Raw genomic sequence first — 15,368 nt, forward strand, 5'->3', positions numbered from 1 at the left:
GAGGGACCATGATCACCTTTCGCATGAATGGGTTGGAAGTGAAGGCGGAGGAGGGGTCGACCATCCTCGACGCGGCCAGGTTCTACGGCCTGGAGATCCCGACCCTCTGCTACAACGAGGGGCTGACGCCCTTCGGGGGGTGTCGGCTCTGCGTCGTCGAGATCGGCGAGGGCCTGAGGAGCAAGCTCGTCTCGTCCTGCACCTATCCCGCCGAGGAGGGGCTCGTCGTCCGGACCGATTCCGCCAGGGTCTGGGCGTCCCGGCGGATGATGATCGAGCTCATGCTGGCCATGGCCCCGGGGTCCAAGGTCCTCCAGGATATGGCCTCACGGTTCGGGGTGACGCGGGTCCGGTTCACCCCCCGCAACGGCGAGTGCGTTCTCTGCGGCCTGTGCACTCGCATCTGCGCCGAGCAGATGGACGCCTCGGCCATCGGCTTCCAGCAGCGGGGCCACAAGAGAAAGATCTCGACGCCCTTCGACATGCGCTCGGAGGTCTGCCGGCTGTGCGGGGCCTGCATGTACATCTGTCCCGCCTGTCAGCTGCGCTGCCAGGGCCCGAACGCCGAAACGGCTCTGTGCAACGGCTGCCTGACCATGGAACCGACCTGCCTGGAGCACTACGACGATCTGCAATGTTGGATGTACGATGCGGGCCGCTGTGGCACCTGCGTTCAAGAAAAGAAACCCTAAAGGCATATGAGGAGGTAACATCATGCCGAGTCTCACGAAAATCAACAGAAGCGCCGCCACCCTGACCAAGAACAGGACCGAAGGGTCGATCAGCCCCTTCAGCGGCATGTGCGTGACCTGCGTCGACGGCTGCATCGGGATGTGCGAGATCGGCAAATCCGCCTACCGAGGCGCCGAGGTCCTCTATCCCCAGCCGTTCGGCATCATCACGGCCGGCTGCGAGAAGGACTATCCCGTCGACCTGTCCCACTTCAGCATCATGGGCACGGCCAAGGGGGCCTGCGGCGTCGAGGCCGACAGCGACAAGGCGACCTTCGAGAAGGTCACGGTCGAGACGAAGATCGGCCGCAACAAGGACATCAAGCTCAAGGTCCCGTTCATCATCTCCGGCATGGGCTCGACCAACGTGGCCCGGCAGAACTGGGCCGGCCTCGGCGGCGGCGCGGCCATCGCCGGGTCGATCCTGACGATCGGCGAGAACGTCTGCGGCATGGACGACGAGACGGAGCTCAAGAACGGCCGGGTCGTCCGCTCGCCGGACATGGAGTTCCGCATCAGGTCCTACCGTGATTGGCAGGACGGCTACGGCGACGTCGTCGTCCAGGCCAACGTCGAGGACACGCGGCTGGGCACCCAGGAGTACGCCATCGAGAAGCTGGGCATCGAGACCGTCGAGCTCAAGTGGGGCCAGGGGGCCAAGGATATCGGCGGCGAGGTCAAGCTCAAGACCGTCACCAAGGCCCAGGCCCTGAAAAAGAAGGGCTACATCGTCCTGCCCGACCCCGAGGACCCCAACGTCATCGCCGCCTTCGAGAAGGGCAGCTTCAAGGAGTTCGAGCGCCACTCCCGCATGGGCATGGTCGACGAGGGCGACTTCATTAAACGGGTCGAGGAGCTGCGCAGGATCGGGGCCAAGCACGTCTTCCTGAAGACGGGCGCTTACCGGCCGGCCGACCTGGCCCGGGCCGTGAAGTACGCCTCCAAGGCCAAGCTCGACCTCCTGACGGTCGACGGCGCCGGCGGCGGCACGGGCATGAGCCCCTGGCGGATGATGAACGAGTGGGGCATCCCGACCGTCGAGATCTGGTCCCTGACCTGGAAGTTCGCCGACCAGCTGGCCAAGCAGGGCGAGTACGTGCCCGACCTGGCCTTCGCCGGCGGCATCACCTTCGAGGACCAGATCTTCAAGGCCCTGGCCCTCGGCGCGCCCTACGTCAAGGCCGTCGGCATGGCCCGCTCGCCCCTGGCCGCGGCCATGGTCGGCAAGACGATCGGCGGCCGCATCGCCGACGGGCAGATCCCGGTCTACGTCGAGCGCTTCGGCAGCAGCCGGGACGAGATCTTCGTCACCGCGCCCGAGCTGCGGCGGCGCTTCGGGGCCCGGTTCGAGGAGCTCCCGTCCGGGGCCATCGGCGTCTACACCTACTTCAAGCGCCTCAGCCAGGGCCTCCGCCAGATGATGGCCGGCGAGCGCAAGTTCACGCTCGACTACATCAACCGCGACGACATCGCCTCCCTGACCAGGGAGGCGGCCGATATCAGCGGCATCCCGTACATCACCGACGTGGACAAGGAAGAGGTCCAGAAGATCCTCAAGGGCAAGTAGGCGGCGGCATCGGCTGAATTACCTCCGATCGGCGGAGGAGGGCTGGGTCCTTCCTCCGCCGATTTTTTTAATCCGCCCTTTTCCCCCGCGTCCCTCCCGGGACGCTTCTCGGAGACGTCCCGGCCGGACGGCTTCGAGCCGCCCTCCCCGCGATGGCGATGGCCGCCCCGGCTTTGTTTTAGCTCCGGTTCCGGATATAATGAAGATCTCCGGGTGATTCGGCACGGTCGGAGGCCCCGATGATCGTTCTCAAGGACGTTCTGGCCCTTCTCGACGGCGAGCTCCTCACCCCGGCAACCGCCCCCGAGGCGGCCTTCGGCAAGGTTTTCGCCTCCGATCTCATGAGCGACGTCCTGACCTCCGCCGAGCCCGGCTCTCTCCTGCTGACGGGGCTGGCCAATTCTCACGTCGTCTGCACCTGTTCGGTGGCCGATCTCGCCGGCGTCGTCTTCGTCCAGGGCAAGCGCCCGGCGCCGGAGGTAGTCCGCGAGGCCGGGACGAAGAACCTCCCCCTCATCGCCACCAAGATGACGATGTTCGAGGCCTGCTCGCGGATCGCCGGCCTCTTACAGGACGGAGGCCATGCCCGCCGCTGAGCCCGTCTTCCGCCGGGAGTTCCCCGTCAAGGGCGGGGACTTCGCCAACGCCGGAGCCGCCGCCTGTGAAATCAAGGAGCTGCTGAAGGACCTCGGGCTGGCCACCGCGACGATCCGCCGCGCGGCCATCGTGGCCTACGAGGCGGAGATGAACGTGATCATGTACGCGAGCGAGGCCCGGATGAACCTGGCCGTCTCCTCGGAGGAAGTCCGCCTGACCATCGACGATCGCGGCCCCGGCATCGCCGACGTCGAACTGGCCATGACGGAAGGCTATTCGACGGCGACGGCAGAGATGCGGGAGCTCGGCTTCGGCGCCGGCATGGGCCTGCCGAACATCAAGAGGAACGCCGACGTCTTTGCCATCGACTCGGAGGTGGGCCGGGGGACGCGCCTCGACATCATCATCCGGACGAACGGACACGGACCATCATGAACGAGACCAAGACCGAAAAGAACTTCCACGCCATCCACATCACCAAGGACAAGTGCATCGGCTGCGTCCGCTGCCTGTCCGCCTGCCCGACCCGGGCCATCCGGGTCCAGGACGGCCGGGCCCGCATCATCGGCCAGCTCTGCATCGACTGCGCCGAATGCCTCCGGATCTGCCCGCGCGACGCCATCCACTCCCACACCACCTCGTTCGCCGCGCTAGACGCCTTCGATTACAAGGTCGCCATCCCCTCGACGGTGCTCTACGGCCAGTTCGGCTCCTCCGTCCTGCCCAACGAGATCCTCTCGGCCCTGCGCCGCATCGGCTTCGACGAGGTCTACGACCTCAGCTCCATCTGCGAGCTCAACTGCGCGGCGACCGAGGAGTACCTCAACGACCACCCCCGGCCGCGGCCGTACATCACCTCGACCTGCCCGGTCGTGGTCCGCATCATCCAGCGGCGCTACGCGTCGCTCTGCGGCCAGATCCTGCCCATCGAGCCGCCCCGGGAGATCGCGGCCAAGATCCTGCGCACGATCCTGCCCAAGTCGCTCGGCCTCCCCGCGGAACGGATCGGGATCATCCACATCACCCCGTGCCCGGCCAAGATCGTCTCCATCAACAGTCCGGCCTCCCTGGCCAAGTCCTACCTCGACGGGGCCATCTCGATCCGGGACATCTTCCCGCAGGTCGTCAAGGCCCTGCGCAAGAGCGAGGAGGACTCCCTGATGCGGCACCTTTTCCCGGAGACGCTCTTCAGCGGCATCGGCATGGGCTGGTCCCTGTCCGGGGGCGAGATCCGGGGGCTCAAAAGCCATCGGGCCGTGGCCGTGTCCGGCATCCAGGACACCATGCGCGTCCTCGATCAGGTCGAGGGCGGGCTCCTCCAGGACATCGACCTGCTCGAGTGCACGGTCTGTCCGGACGGCTGCGTCGGGGGGCCCCTCGAAGTCGAGAACCGCTTCCTGGCCAAGAGCCGGATCCTGGAGCTCGTCGCGGCCGCCGGCGAGCACGCCGTCGTGGACCAGAAGGACGTCAGCCGGCTCTATCACCGGAACTTCCTGTCGTTCGACCACCCCGTGCCGCCTGCCGAAGCCCGGCCCCTGGACCTCGATCCGGCCACGGCCATCCGCAAGGCCAAGCTCCGGGACAAGATCGACGCCGGCCTGCCCCAGAAGGACTGCGGCATCTGCGGCGCGCCCGACTGCCGGACCCTGGCCGACGATATCGTCCGCGGCTACGCCCGGCTGGAGGACTGCCCGTTCGCCGAGACGGCCAAGACGAAGAAGGAGAAACGATGATCCTGTCCGATCTGGTCCCGCGTCTCGAGCTCAAGGTCTTCACGGCCGGCGTCGCGCTCGACCGGCCTGTCCGCGGCGGCTACGCGAGCGACCTCCTCAGCGACGTCATCGGCCACGCCCGCAAGGACGACCTCTGGGTGACCATGCAGGTCCATCCGAACATCGTCGCCGTCGCGGTCCTCAAGGAGCTGGCCGCCATCGTCGTCGTCAACGGCCGCGAGCCGGCTCCCGAGACCCTGGAGCAGGCCGCCCGCGAGAAAGTGCCCATTCTCGGCGCCGGTTCGGGCACGTTCGAGCTGGCCGGGCGGCTGTACGGACTCGGCCTCAAGGGAAGTTGATGTCCCTGCGCCGTCTGCGGGCCGACCTCCACATCCACACCTGCCTGTCCCCCTGCGGCGAGCTGTCGATGTCGCCGCGGGCGGTCGTCGAGCGGGCCCGGGCGGCCGGGCTCGACCTCATCGCCGTCACCGACCACAACACGACCGAGAACGCCGCCGCCGCCACGGCCGCGGCCGGCGGAACCGGGCTGGCCGTCCTGCCCGGCATCGAGCTGACGACCGCCGAGGAGGTCCACGTCCTCGGGCTCTTCGACGCCGGCGCCGACCTCGGCCCTTTCCAGGCCGAGGTCTACCGCAACCTGCCCGACGTCCCGTCGAAAGCGAAGTTCATCGAGGACCAGGTCCTCGTCGACGCGGACGACTATGTCATGGGCTTCTGCCCCCGGGGCCTGTTCGGGGCGACGCGGTTCCCGGTCCGGGACGCCGTCGAGCTCATCCACGCCCACGGCGGGCTGGCCATCGCCTGCCACGTCGACCGCGAGGCCTTCGGCATCATCGGCCAGCTCGGCTTCATCCCGCCCGGACTCGGGCTCGAGGCCGTCGAGGTCTCGCCCCGGACGACGGCGGCCGAGGCCCGGGCAAGCCTCGGCTCCATCGGGTCCCTGCCCATCGTCCGCTTCTCCGACGCCCACAGGCCCGAGGAGATCGGCGCGGCCGTCACCGAATTCCTCGTGGCCGGCCCGTCGCTCGGGGAGATCCGCCTGGCCCTGGCCGGCGAGTCCGGACGGGAGGTCCTCGCTCCATGATGGAGGACCTCTCGCTCCACATCCTCGATCTCGCCGAGAACGCGGTGGCCGCGGGCGCGACGCGCGTCCTCATATCGGTCAACGAAAACGAGCGGCGCGATGTGCTGACCATCCGGGTCGCCGACGACGGCCGGGGCATGCCGGCGGCGGACCGGGCCCGGGCCCTCGACCCGTTCTTCACGACCGGGCGGAAGAGGACCGGCCTCGGGCTGCCTCTGCTGGCCCAGACGGCCGAGCTCTGCGGCGGCCGCCTGACCATCGCTTCGGCGCCCGGCCGGGGCACGGCGGTCGAGGCTCGCTTCCCGTTCTCGCACCTGGACCGGCCGCCGCTGACGCGGATGGCCGAGACCATGATGACCCTGTTCTTCGGCCATCCGGGCGTCAGCTTCCGCTACGCCCACGCCCGCAACGGCCGTCGTTTCAGCGTGTTGCGGCGGGGCCGGGAGAGCGCCGCGGCGGACGCGGCCGAGATCACCGCGCTGCGCGACGCGTTGCGGGCGGGATTGAAGCGGGTCGGAGCGGCGTGAGGGCGGTCAGGGCCCGTTGGAGCCGACCTTCTTTTGCAGGCTCTCCAGCTCGGCCCGGGCCTTGGCGACATTGGCCGCGCTCTCGCCCTGGGCGTTCCGGAGATACATGCGCAGCGCCTCAGCCGCTTCGCGGAGGTCGCCGCGCTTCTCGTAGGCCACGGCCAGGTTGAAGAACCCGACCGGCGTCGGCCGGATGGCCACGGCCTGGCGCAGCAGCGAGATGGCCTGGTCGTATTCGCCGAGGTAGGAGTGGGCGATCCCGGCGAACTGGTAGAAGGCCTGCTCCTCCGGGAAATCGGCCGCCAGCTTCTCGTAGACGGCGATGGCTTCCTTCAACGACCCGGTCGAGGCCAGGTTCCCGGCATAGCTCATCCGGAGATGACGGCTCTCCGGTTCCACGGCCAGGGCCCGTTCATAGAAGGCCCGGGCCTCGGCCTTCCGGTTCGTCGCGTCCAGGATGCCGGCGGCGACGGTCAGGGCGTCGAGGTTCTGCGGGTTCAGGGCCAGGACCTTATCCATGGCTTCCAGGGCTTCCCGCGGCTTGCCGCTGACAAGGTAGGTGTGGCCGAGACGGACGAGGAGGACCTCGGAATCGGGCAGGCGGGCCAGGCCGCGGACGAGCGTCCGCAGGGCCAGGTCGAAACGGCTCTGCCGGGCCTGGGCCAGGGCCAGGTCGACGTAGCCCTCGGGCGAGTCGGGGATCTCGGCCACGACCCGCTCGAAGGCCTGTTCGGCCTCGGCGAAGCGGCCCGCGGCCTCGAAGGCCTGGGCCTCCTGGATGAGCCGCAGCAGGCCGATCATGTCTTTCGGATCTGGCGCGGCGCCGCCCGGCGCGGCCGGAGCGAAGTTGACGTAGCCCAGTGAGCGGAGCCGCTCCCGGTCTCCGGACCCGACGGCCGCCGGGCCGGGGCCCGGGCCTGACCCGGCGGTCAGGCCGAGCAGCTCCCGCTCGAGCGCCTGCCGCATTTCGGCCGCCTTGGCCGGCGTCGCGCCAGCCAGGTCGGCCTTCTCCGCCGGGTCGTTCCGCAGGTCATAGAGCTCGGGCCGCGGGGCCTGGATGTATTTCCAGGGGCCGGCGACGATCCCGGCCAGCTCCGACCAGCCGAAGTTCTCCCGCGGGTAGAAGCTCTCGACGAGGCAGGCCAGGCCCGGCCGGGCCGGGTCCTTGATCCAGGGGACGAGGCTCCGCCCTTCCATCGCGGCCGCATCGCCGGCGAAGCCGAGCGTTTCCAGGATGGTCGGGGCCACGTCCGCCAGCCGGGCCGCGCCTTCGACCACCCTGGGCTTCGGGAAGGAGGCGGGATCGCGGACGATCAGGGGAACGCGCACGGTCTCATCGTAAAGGAAGATGCCGTGCCCGCGCTCGACCTTGTCGCCCAGACCCTCGCCGTGGTCGCCGGCCACGACGATGAGGGTCTTGTCGAGGAGGCCCCTGGAGGCGAGGGCGTCCAGCGCGGCGCCGACATAGCGGTCCATATAGGCGATCTCGCCGTCGTACGGCCGGCCGGCCGCTTCTTCCTTGTAGGGCGAGGGCGGGTCGTAGGGCAGGTGCGGATCGTAATAGTGGATCCAGGCGAAGAACCGCGCCCCGTCCCGCTTCTCGAACCAGCGCGAGAAGCGGGCGAAGGTCGCCTCAGCCCGGCGCTCGGCGTTGGCCCCCTTCAGGGGCGCCTGGACGTCGAACGTGTCGTCGTAGACGTCGAAGCCGCGGCCGAGGCCGAACCGGGAATCGACCGAGAAGGACGAGACGAAGGCCGCCGTGGCGAAGCCCTTCGCCTTGAGGATCTCGGCCAGCGTTTTCCATTTGGCCGGGAGATCGTGGCCGTTGTTGCGGACGCCGTGCGTGGCCGGATAGAGGCCGGTCATGATGGTGCTGTGCGAGGGCAGGGTCAGCGGGGCCGGGCAATAGACGCGGGCGAAGCGGATCCCCTCGCCGGCCAGGCGGTCGATGTTGGGGGTCTTCGCCTGGGCGTACCCATAGCAGCCCAGATGGTCGGGCCGCGTCGTATCCAGGGTGATGAGCAGGATGTTGTGACCGGCGGCGGCTCCGGGCCGGAACGGTCCCCGCCCCTTGGCGAGGAACGCGGCGGCCGCCGCGACGAGCAGGGCCAAGGCCAGCCCGGCTCCGATCGGCCGGGCCAGCCGGCGCCGGCGCGGCCCGGTCTCCGGGAGGGGACGGTCCGTTTTATCCATGGGGAGTCCAGATTAAGACATTTTGGGAAATAGTCAAGAAAAGGGGCCCGCCCCCCGCGCGGGAGGCGGGCCCGTCGCGCCTGATCCCGGAGGATCGTCCGGTCAGAAGGAGAACTTGAGCCCGAGCCGGGCGGACCAGGAACCGAACCGGGTCGCCCATTTGTTGTACCCGTAGTCCGAGTCCCCGGCGTCCGCGACCATGACCAGGTAATCCCTGGCCAGGGTCCCGTCGAGGATCTGCGTATTGGTCGCGTAGATGCCGTCCAGGTTGAGCGTCATCTCGTAGCTCTGGACCGTCTTGGTGTTGGTCGCGTTGTCGATCTGGAGGTTGATGGAGGCGCGGTACTTGTCGCCGAGCTTGAGGGTGTAATCCAGATAGAGGTCGGCCCAGAAGGTGAAGGGCAGGCGGCCCCGGTCCCCGCGGTTCTCGGGATAGATGTAACGGTCGTTGAGATAGAGCTTCGTCGTCAGGGGCAGCCCGCTTCGTCCGTAGGCCACGAGGCCCACGGTCAGCCCGAACGGGAAGGAGTAGGAGCCATAGGCCTTGACGTAGTGCGTCCGGTCCTGGGCCAGGGGCCCCTTGAGGACATATCCCTTGGCGTCGTACATGATGTAGAAATCATCATAGTACTGTTCAACGTTCGGGCCGATGCGGCCTTCGCCGCCGCTGACCTCGTCGGAGCTGGCCAGGCCGGAATAATTCCCCGAGACGCGGCTCAGGGTGTAGTTGATCCCGCCCTGCCAGTTGTGGCTGAACCTCTTTTCCAGGGAGATGTTCAGCCCGAGGTACTCCCGCGTGGCTTTGGGATTGGGCCAGATCGTATACGTCAGCCCGTCATCCTCGGTCCCGGTCACCTCGTCTTCGCCGGGGTCCGTCCATTTGTCGGGGAACTTTCCTCCCTGGCTCACGGGCAGCGACCAGCCGTAGCCGGGGTTGGTGACGTAAAAGGTCTCCGTCCATTCCCGCGTCCCGTCGGGATTGGTCGTGATCGCCCAGGCCCCGACGTCCTCGATCGTCCGGATGAGGTGCTTGTTGACGAAGCGGGCGGAGATCGAAAGGTCCTCGGCCAGCTTCTTCTCGGCCCCGAAGGAGATCTCCCGCTGGGCCGTCGGCTTCAGGTTCGGGTCGACCCGGCCGAACGACGGCGGCAGGAAATCGAGCGATCCGATGTAGCTGCCGCCGGCCTCCTGGCTGGCCCGGTCGTTGAAGGCGCCGCTGGCCGCGATCAGGCGGTAATCGAGGGTGTTCAGGGAATAATAATCCTGGACGCGCTTCCAGCCGCCGAAGGTCAGCTCGGCCATGTAGAGCTTCATGACGTCGTAGTAGATGCCGAAGCTGCCGAAGATCTTCAGCTTGGAATCCCCGAACACGTCGTAGACGACGCCGAGCCGGGGGGCCAGCATCTGGCCGAAGTCGAACTTGACCGGCTTGTCCGTGAAATTGGGATAGGCTTCGGTCGTCATCGACGGGATGTACTGGCTCTCGGCCCGGAGCCCGAAGTTGACCGTGAGCTTGCCCTTGATCGTCCAGGAATCCTGGAGGTAGGCCGAGAAATTGTTGGCGTGGATCTTCCAGGATCCTCCGTTGATGGGCTGTGTCCAGGAGCCGCGGATGTAGTAGTAGCCGTACTGGCCGTAGGCCGGGTTGGGCGTCTCGCCGTCCTCGAGGAACGGGTCCGCCCCGACGCCGATCGGGGCGCCCAGAGCGGTCGTGGTCCTCCCCCAGTTCAGGTAGACCCGCGGATGCGTCGCCGTGGAATCGTTATCCTCATGAAGGTAGGTATAGCCGAAGCCGGCCTTGAGGGCGTGCTCCCCCATCCAGTTCAGATAGTAGGAAACATCCAGGTTGTTGCTGACCTTCTCCTCGATGTCACGTTTCGTCTCCCTCAGGACGCCGGAGTCGGTCCAGTAGCGGGAATGAAGAAGACCCGGATTTTCGACGTAGAACGGCTCGTCCTCGTAGCGGAGGTTGGAATAGCTGAAGTAGAACGTCGACCTGTCCGGCGGCAGGATCTGCTGGTCCGTCGTGTTCGCCCAGTGCCAGCCGCTCCGCAGGCTCACGAGCAGGCTGTTGCCCAGGGAATAGTCCGCCGTCAGCGCGGCCGTCCAATTGGGATAATCATAGCCTTCCTTGCCCCACTCATAGGACGAATCGTCATAGCCCCGGACGCTCGGGATGGCGCCGCGGTACTTGTTGTAATTCTCGATGAAGCTGCCCGACAGGCGGAATCCCTTGAACGGAGCGGCCGATATCCGGAGCGATCCCCCCAGATCGGTGTTCCTGTTCCGGAAGCTGGCAAAGGGCCCGGCCCCGTAGTTGAAATCCCGGGACGCGATCCTCCGGTCGAAGGCCGGGTTCGCCGAAAGGAAGAACCAGAGCTTGTCCTTGACGATGTAGCCGCCCAGGCTCAGGACCAGCTCGTAGCGGTTGTACTTGTCCCGGTCCTTGCCGTGGTCGAAGTAGAGCGTATCGTTGTTCGCGTATTCCCAGACGGTGTAATCGTCCAGGTTCTGCTGGAGGTAACCGCGGGTGTAGCCCTGCATCAGCCGGGTGTTGTTCTCATAATAGCCGATGACGTCGCCGTGGAACTCGTTGCCTCCGGAGCGGGTGATGATGTTGATGACGCCGCCCATGGAGCCGCCGAACTCGGCGTTGTAGCCGGAGGCCGTGACCTTGACCTCGTCGAGAAGCTCGAGGACGACGTTCTGGCCCTTGGTCCCCAGGTGGAAGTTGGTGATGTCCGCGCCGTCGGCGAAGAAAACGTTCTCGACGCCCGAGGCGCCGTCGACGGAGATCCCCGCGGTGACGCTCTCGTTCTGGACGCCGGGGATGGTGCTGATGAGCGAATCGAAGGACCGGCCGCGCGGCAGCGCGAGATAGATGTCCTTGGTCATGACCTGGCCCTTGACCGTGCTCTTGACGTCGATGAGCGGGCTCTGGCCGACGACCGTGACCTGCTCCTCGAGGGTCGCCTCCTCGAGCGTGACGTTGACGGCCAGGGTCTGGGACAGCTCGAGCACGATGCCCTTGCGGACGAGCGTCTTGAAGCCCCGGAGCGAATAGGTGATCTCATACGGGCCCGACGGCAGGGCCATCAGGCGGTAGACGCCGGCCCCGTCGGTCACGGCCATGGCCTTGCCGATGAGCCTGGGGCTGGCGGCCTCGACGTTGACCCCGGGCAGGGGGCCGCCCTGGGTGTCGACGACCTTGCCGTTGATCCGGCCTTCGGGCGTCAGCTGGGCGAACGCCAGCCCGGCCATGGACGCGCAGGCGATGAGGACAAGAATGAAAGCCTTTTTGTTCATTCGCTGAGATCCTCCCCTTTCTTTCCTCTCATCCCTTTTCCCTGCGACGGGCTCCGGGCGGACCCCGCCGCGAGCCTTTACCTTCGGGAATTGTGAGCCTGCTGCATTCACCCTCCGCACGGGGGACGCCATTTCGGCGGGCGCGGACGGATCTCCTGACGGCGCCGCCGACGGGCAGGGCCGCGGGTCCCCTTATTCAATCTGCCGACTTCCTCCAAAGGTTAAGTCCGACGGGAGGCTTTGTCAAGAACCGGCGGAGAGCGGAGGTCGCGTAGCGGGATCGGGAGATGCGCCCCAAATAAAAAGGCCCGCCCCCCGGAGGGGGCGGGCCGTGCGTGTCGGATCCCCGGGGATCGTCCTGATCAGAACGAGAACTTGAGCCCGAGCCGCGCCGACCAGGCGCCGAAACGCGAAGACCACTGGTTGAACGCGGGATGAACGGTGTCGTCCGCCGCGGTGTACTCGGGGTAGTGCGTGGCGAACTCGCCGTTCAGGATCTCGGTGTCGTAGCCGGAGAAACCGTCCAGGTTGTAGTCCGTGACCCGGCTTTGGACGGTCTTGGTGTTGGTCACGTTGTCGACCTGGAGGTTGATGGCCGCCTTGTAGCGGTCGCCGAGCTTGAGGCTGTACTCCATGAACAGGTCGGCCCAGAACGTGAACGGCAGCCGTCCGAGGTCGCCGCGGCCGTTGGGATAGAAGTACTTGCCGTCGTAGTAAAGCTTGGTCGTCAGCGGCAGGCCGCTGCGGCCGTAGGCGACGACGCCGACGGTCAGGCCGAACGGGAAGAGGTAGGAGCCGTAGGCCTTGAAGTAGTGGGTCCGGTCCTGCGGCAGGACGCCGTCGAGCTGGTTGCCGAGGGCGTCGTAGCCCATGAACCAGCGGTCGTAGTCCTGCTCGACGTTCGGGCCGATGCGGCCGTCCTCGTCGGCGCTGGCCAGGCCGGTGTAGCTGCCGGTCAGGCGGCTCCAGGTGTAGTTGAAACCGCCCTGCCAGTTGTTGCTGAACCGTTTTTCCAGGGAGACGTTGACGCCGTAATACTCGCGCGTGGCCTTGGGGCAGCGCCAGTAGTCGTCGGAGAACAAGCCGCCCTCGGAGATCGGCCGGGAAACGCCGAAGCCGGGGTTGGTGACGTAGAACTGCTGCTCGAGGGTGTCCCCGTTCATGACGTAAACGCCGACGTCCTCGATGGTCCGGATGAGATGCTTCTGGACCAGGCGGACGGACAGGGACAGGTTCTCGACCAGCTTCTTTTCGGCGCCCAGGGAGATCTCCCGCTGGGCCGTCGGCTTGAGGTCGGGGTCGACCCGGTCGAAGGACGGCGGGAGGAAGTCGACGGTGCCGGCGTAAGTGCCGCCGGCGCCCTGGCTGGCGGCGTCGGCGAGGTCGCCGCTGGCCGCGATCAGGCGCCAGTCGGGGGTCTCGAGGGAGTAATAATCCTGTTTCCGTTTCCAGCCGCCGAAGGTCAGCTCGGCCATGTAGAGCTTCATGACGTCGTAGTAGATGCCGAAGCTGCCGAAGATCTTCAGGCTGGAGTCGCCGAAGACGTCATAGACGGCGCCGAAGCGGGGAGCCAGCATCTGGCCGAAGTCGAACTTGACCGGCTTGGCGTTGTAGGACACGTAGGACGTATCGGTGGTCATGGCCGGGATGTACTGGCTCTCGGCCCGGACGCCGAAGTTCAGGGTGAGCTTGCCGCCGATCGTCCAGGAGTCCTGGAGGTAAGCCGAGAAGTTGTTGGCGTGGATGTTCCAGACGCCGCCGTAGGGCGAGGTGTACGAGCCGCGGACATAGTAGTAGCCGTACTGGCCGTAGTAGTCGCTCGACGGGTCGGCGCCGGCGCCGACGGGGAAGCCCAGGCCGGTATAGGTCCGGCCCCAATACAGCCAGACCCGGGGATGGGTCGAGGCGTCATAGACGTCTTCGTGCAGGTAATAATAGCCGAAGCCCGCCTTGATCGAATGCTCGCCCTGCCAGTTCGTGTACAGCGTCGCATCCAGGTTGTTGCTGACCTTGTCCTGCCGGTACTTCTTGGTCTCGAAGTAGTTCCAGTTCGTCGAATACCCGGAGGCCTCGATCAGCTGCGGATTGGCGACGTAGAACGGGTCGTCGTCGTAGCGGGAGTTGGAATAGGCGAAATAATAGGTCGAGCTGTCCGGCGGCAGCAGCTGCTGGTTGTTCTCGTTCTGCATGTGCCAGCCGCCGCGGTAGCTCAGGAGCAGGTTGTTGCCGAGGGAATAGTCGGCCGTCAGGGTGCCGGTCCAGTTGGGATAGTCCATGCCCTCCTGGGACCATTCGTAGCTGCTGTCGTCGTTGCCGACGAGGCTGGGCAGCGCGCCCCGGTAGCGGGTGAAGTTGTTGACGAAGCTGGCCGACAGGCGCAGCCCGGTGATGGGCGCGGCCGTCAGCTTGATGGAGCCGTTCAGGCCGTCGTTCTTGGTCTTGTATTGGGAGTACGGCCCGGCCCCGAGCTCGAAATCGCGCATGGCCAGGGTCCGGTTGGTCGTCCCGTTGATGGACCCGAAGAACCAGAGCTTATCCTTGATGATGTAGCCGCCCAGGCTGAGGATGCCCTCGTAGCGGTCGTAGTTGTCCCGCTTTTTGGCGCTGTCGAAATAGAGGGTATCATTGTTGACGTACTGGTAGTCGTAGTCGTCGAGCGGGTTCTGACGGAGGTAGTCCCGGGCATATCCGCGCATCAGCCGCGAGTTGTTCTCGTAGAACATGATGGCGTCGCCGTGGAACTCGTTGCCGCCGGTGCGGGTTATGACATTGACGACGCCGCCCATCGAGCCGCCGAACTCGGCGTTGTAGCCCGAGGCCGTGACCTTGACCTCGTCCAGGAGCTCGAGGACGACGTTCTGGCCCTCGGTGCCGAGGTGGAAGTTGGTCACGTCGGCGCCGTCGACGTAGAAGACGTTCTCGGCGCCCGAAGCGCCGTCGACCGAGATGCCGCCGGCGATGCTCTCGTTCTGGACGCCGGGGATGGTGTTGATGAGCGAATCGAAGGACCTGCCGCGCGGCAGCGCCAGGTAGGTCTCCTTGGTCATGACCTGGCCCTTGACCGTGCTCTTGACGTCGATGAGCGGGCTCTGGCCGACGACCGTGACCTGCTCCTCGATGGTCGCCTCTTCGAGCGTCACGTTGACGGCCAGGGTCTGGGACAGCTCGAGCAGGATGCCCTTGCGGATGAGCGTCTTGAAGCCCTGCAGCGAGTAGGTGACCTCGTAGGTCCCCGAAGGCAGGGCCATCAGGCGGTAAACGCCCGCGCCGTCGGTCACGGCCACGGCCTTGCCGACGAGCTTGGGACTGACGGCCTCGATGTTGACGCCGGGCAGGGGGTTGCCCTGGGTGTCGACGACCTTGCCGTTGATCCGGCCTTCGGGCGTCAACTGGGCGAACGCCGCGCCGACGGTCGCCAGGCAGACGATGAGGACAAGAACACTCAACTTCTTCATCTGGCTCCTTTTCTCCTTTGTCATTCTCCGGTCTTCCCTTTCCGGGACGTCCCCCGCGGGGCGGCCCGGCGCTTCAGCCTTTGGTCGCCGAGTCTCCCGTTGTCATTTGCCTCCTCGAGGTCGTGTGGGTCGTCGGAAAGCCCGCGCGGCGGGCCGCTTCGGACCGGTAACGTCC

General features: G+C 66.5%; 11 protein-coding genes. 8 read left to right on the forward strand and 3 right to left on the reverse strand.

Going from position 1 to position 15,368, the window contains the following annotated elements:
• The first annotated feature begins 8 nt into the window (after nucleotides 1-8).
• The 8 genes from ABFD52_12925 (at nucleotide 9) to ABFD52_12960 (ending at nucleotide 6,239) form a co-directional block, all read left to right on the forward strand.
• Nucleotides 9-692 (forward strand): 2Fe-2S iron-sulfur cluster-binding protein, encoded by a 684-nt coding sequence (locus tag ABFD52_12925; GenBank protein MEN6561666.1) that lies wholly within the window; start codon nucleotides 9-11, stop codon nucleotides 690-692.
• Nucleotides 693-714: 22 nt separating this feature from the next.
• A complete protein-coding gene (locus ABFD52_12930; protein MEN6561667.1) occupies nucleotides 715-2,298 on the forward strand; it encodes an FMN-binding glutamate synthase family protein in 1,584 nt (527 codons plus the stop codon).
• Nucleotides 2,299-2,537: 239 nt separating this feature from the next.
• On the forward strand, nucleotides 2,538-2,894 hold the full coding sequence (locus ABFD52_12935; protein MEN6561668.1) for a DRTGG domain-containing protein: 357 nt from the start codon (nucleotides 2,538-2,540) through the stop codon (nucleotides 2,892-2,894).
• On the forward strand, nucleotides 2,881-3,330 hold the full coding sequence (locus ABFD52_12940) for an ATP-binding protein (GenBank protein MEN6561669.1): 450 nt from the start codon (nucleotides 2,881-2,883) through the stop codon (nucleotides 3,328-3,330). Before ABFD52_12935 ends, ABFD52_12940 begins: the two co-directional genes overlap by 14 nt.
• Nucleotides 3,327-4,628: a [Fe-Fe] hydrogenase large subunit C-terminal domain-containing protein gene (locus ABFD52_12945; GenBank protein MEN6561670.1), complete on the forward strand. Its 1,302-nt coding sequence runs from the start codon at nucleotides 3,327-3,329 to the stop codon at nucleotides 4,626-4,628. Before ABFD52_12940 ends, ABFD52_12945 begins: the two co-directional genes overlap by 4 nt.
• Nucleotides 4,625-4,966, forward strand: coding sequence for a DRTGG domain-containing protein (locus ABFD52_12950; GenBank protein MEN6561671.1), 342 nt, complete (start codon nucleotides 4,625-4,627; stop codon nucleotides 4,964-4,966). The genes ABFD52_12945 and ABFD52_12950 overlap by 4 nt, the downstream gene beginning before the upstream one ends.
• The gene (locus ABFD52_12955; GenBank protein MEN6561672.1) at nucleotides 4,966-5,712 is read left to right on the forward strand and encodes a PHP domain-containing protein; all 747 of its coding nucleotides are present in this window, start codon (nucleotides 4,966-4,968) and stop codon (nucleotides 5,710-5,712) included. Before ABFD52_12950 ends, ABFD52_12955 begins: the two co-directional genes overlap by 1 nt.
• The gene (locus tag ABFD52_12960; protein MEN6561673.1) at nucleotides 5,709-6,239 is read left to right on the forward strand and encodes an ATP-binding protein; all 531 of its coding nucleotides are present in this window, start codon (nucleotides 5,709-5,711) and stop codon (nucleotides 6,237-6,239) included. The genes ABFD52_12955 and ABFD52_12960 overlap by 4 nt, the downstream gene beginning before the upstream one ends.
• A gap of 6 nt (nucleotides 6,240-6,245) precedes the next feature.
• On the opposite strand, the gene ABFD52_12965 is transcribed toward ABFD52_12960, so the two are convergent.
• The 3 genes from ABFD52_12965 to ABFD52_12975 form a co-directional block, all read right to left on the reverse strand.
• Nucleotides 6,246-8,432 carry a sulfatase-like hydrolase/transferase gene (locus ABFD52_12965; GenBank protein MEN6561674.1) on the reverse strand — a complete coding sequence of 729 codons (2,187 nt, stop codon included), beginning with the start codon at nucleotides 8,430-8,432 and terminating at the stop codon, nucleotides 6,246-6,248.
• A 102-nt stretch (nucleotides 8,433-8,534) separates the two neighbouring features.
• Complete coding sequence (locus ABFD52_12970; GenBank protein MEN6561675.1) at nucleotides 8,535-11,738, reverse strand: carboxypeptidase regulatory-like domain-containing protein; 3,204 nt, start codon at nucleotides 11,736-11,738, stop codon at nucleotides 8,535-8,537.
• A gap of 362 nt (nucleotides 11,739-12,100) precedes the next feature.
• Nucleotides 12,101-15,193: a TonB-dependent receptor gene (locus ABFD52_12975; protein ID MEN6561676.1), complete on the reverse strand. Its 3,093-nt coding sequence runs from the start codon at nucleotides 15,191-15,193 to the stop codon at nucleotides 12,101-12,103.
• Between the last annotated feature and the right edge of the window lie 175 nt (nucleotides 15,194-15,368).

The organism is Acidobacteriota bacterium, from assembly GCA_039683095.1.
Classification (GTDB): Bacteria; Acidobacteriota; Aminicenantia; order Aminicenantales; family Saccharicenantaceae; genus RBG-16-66-30.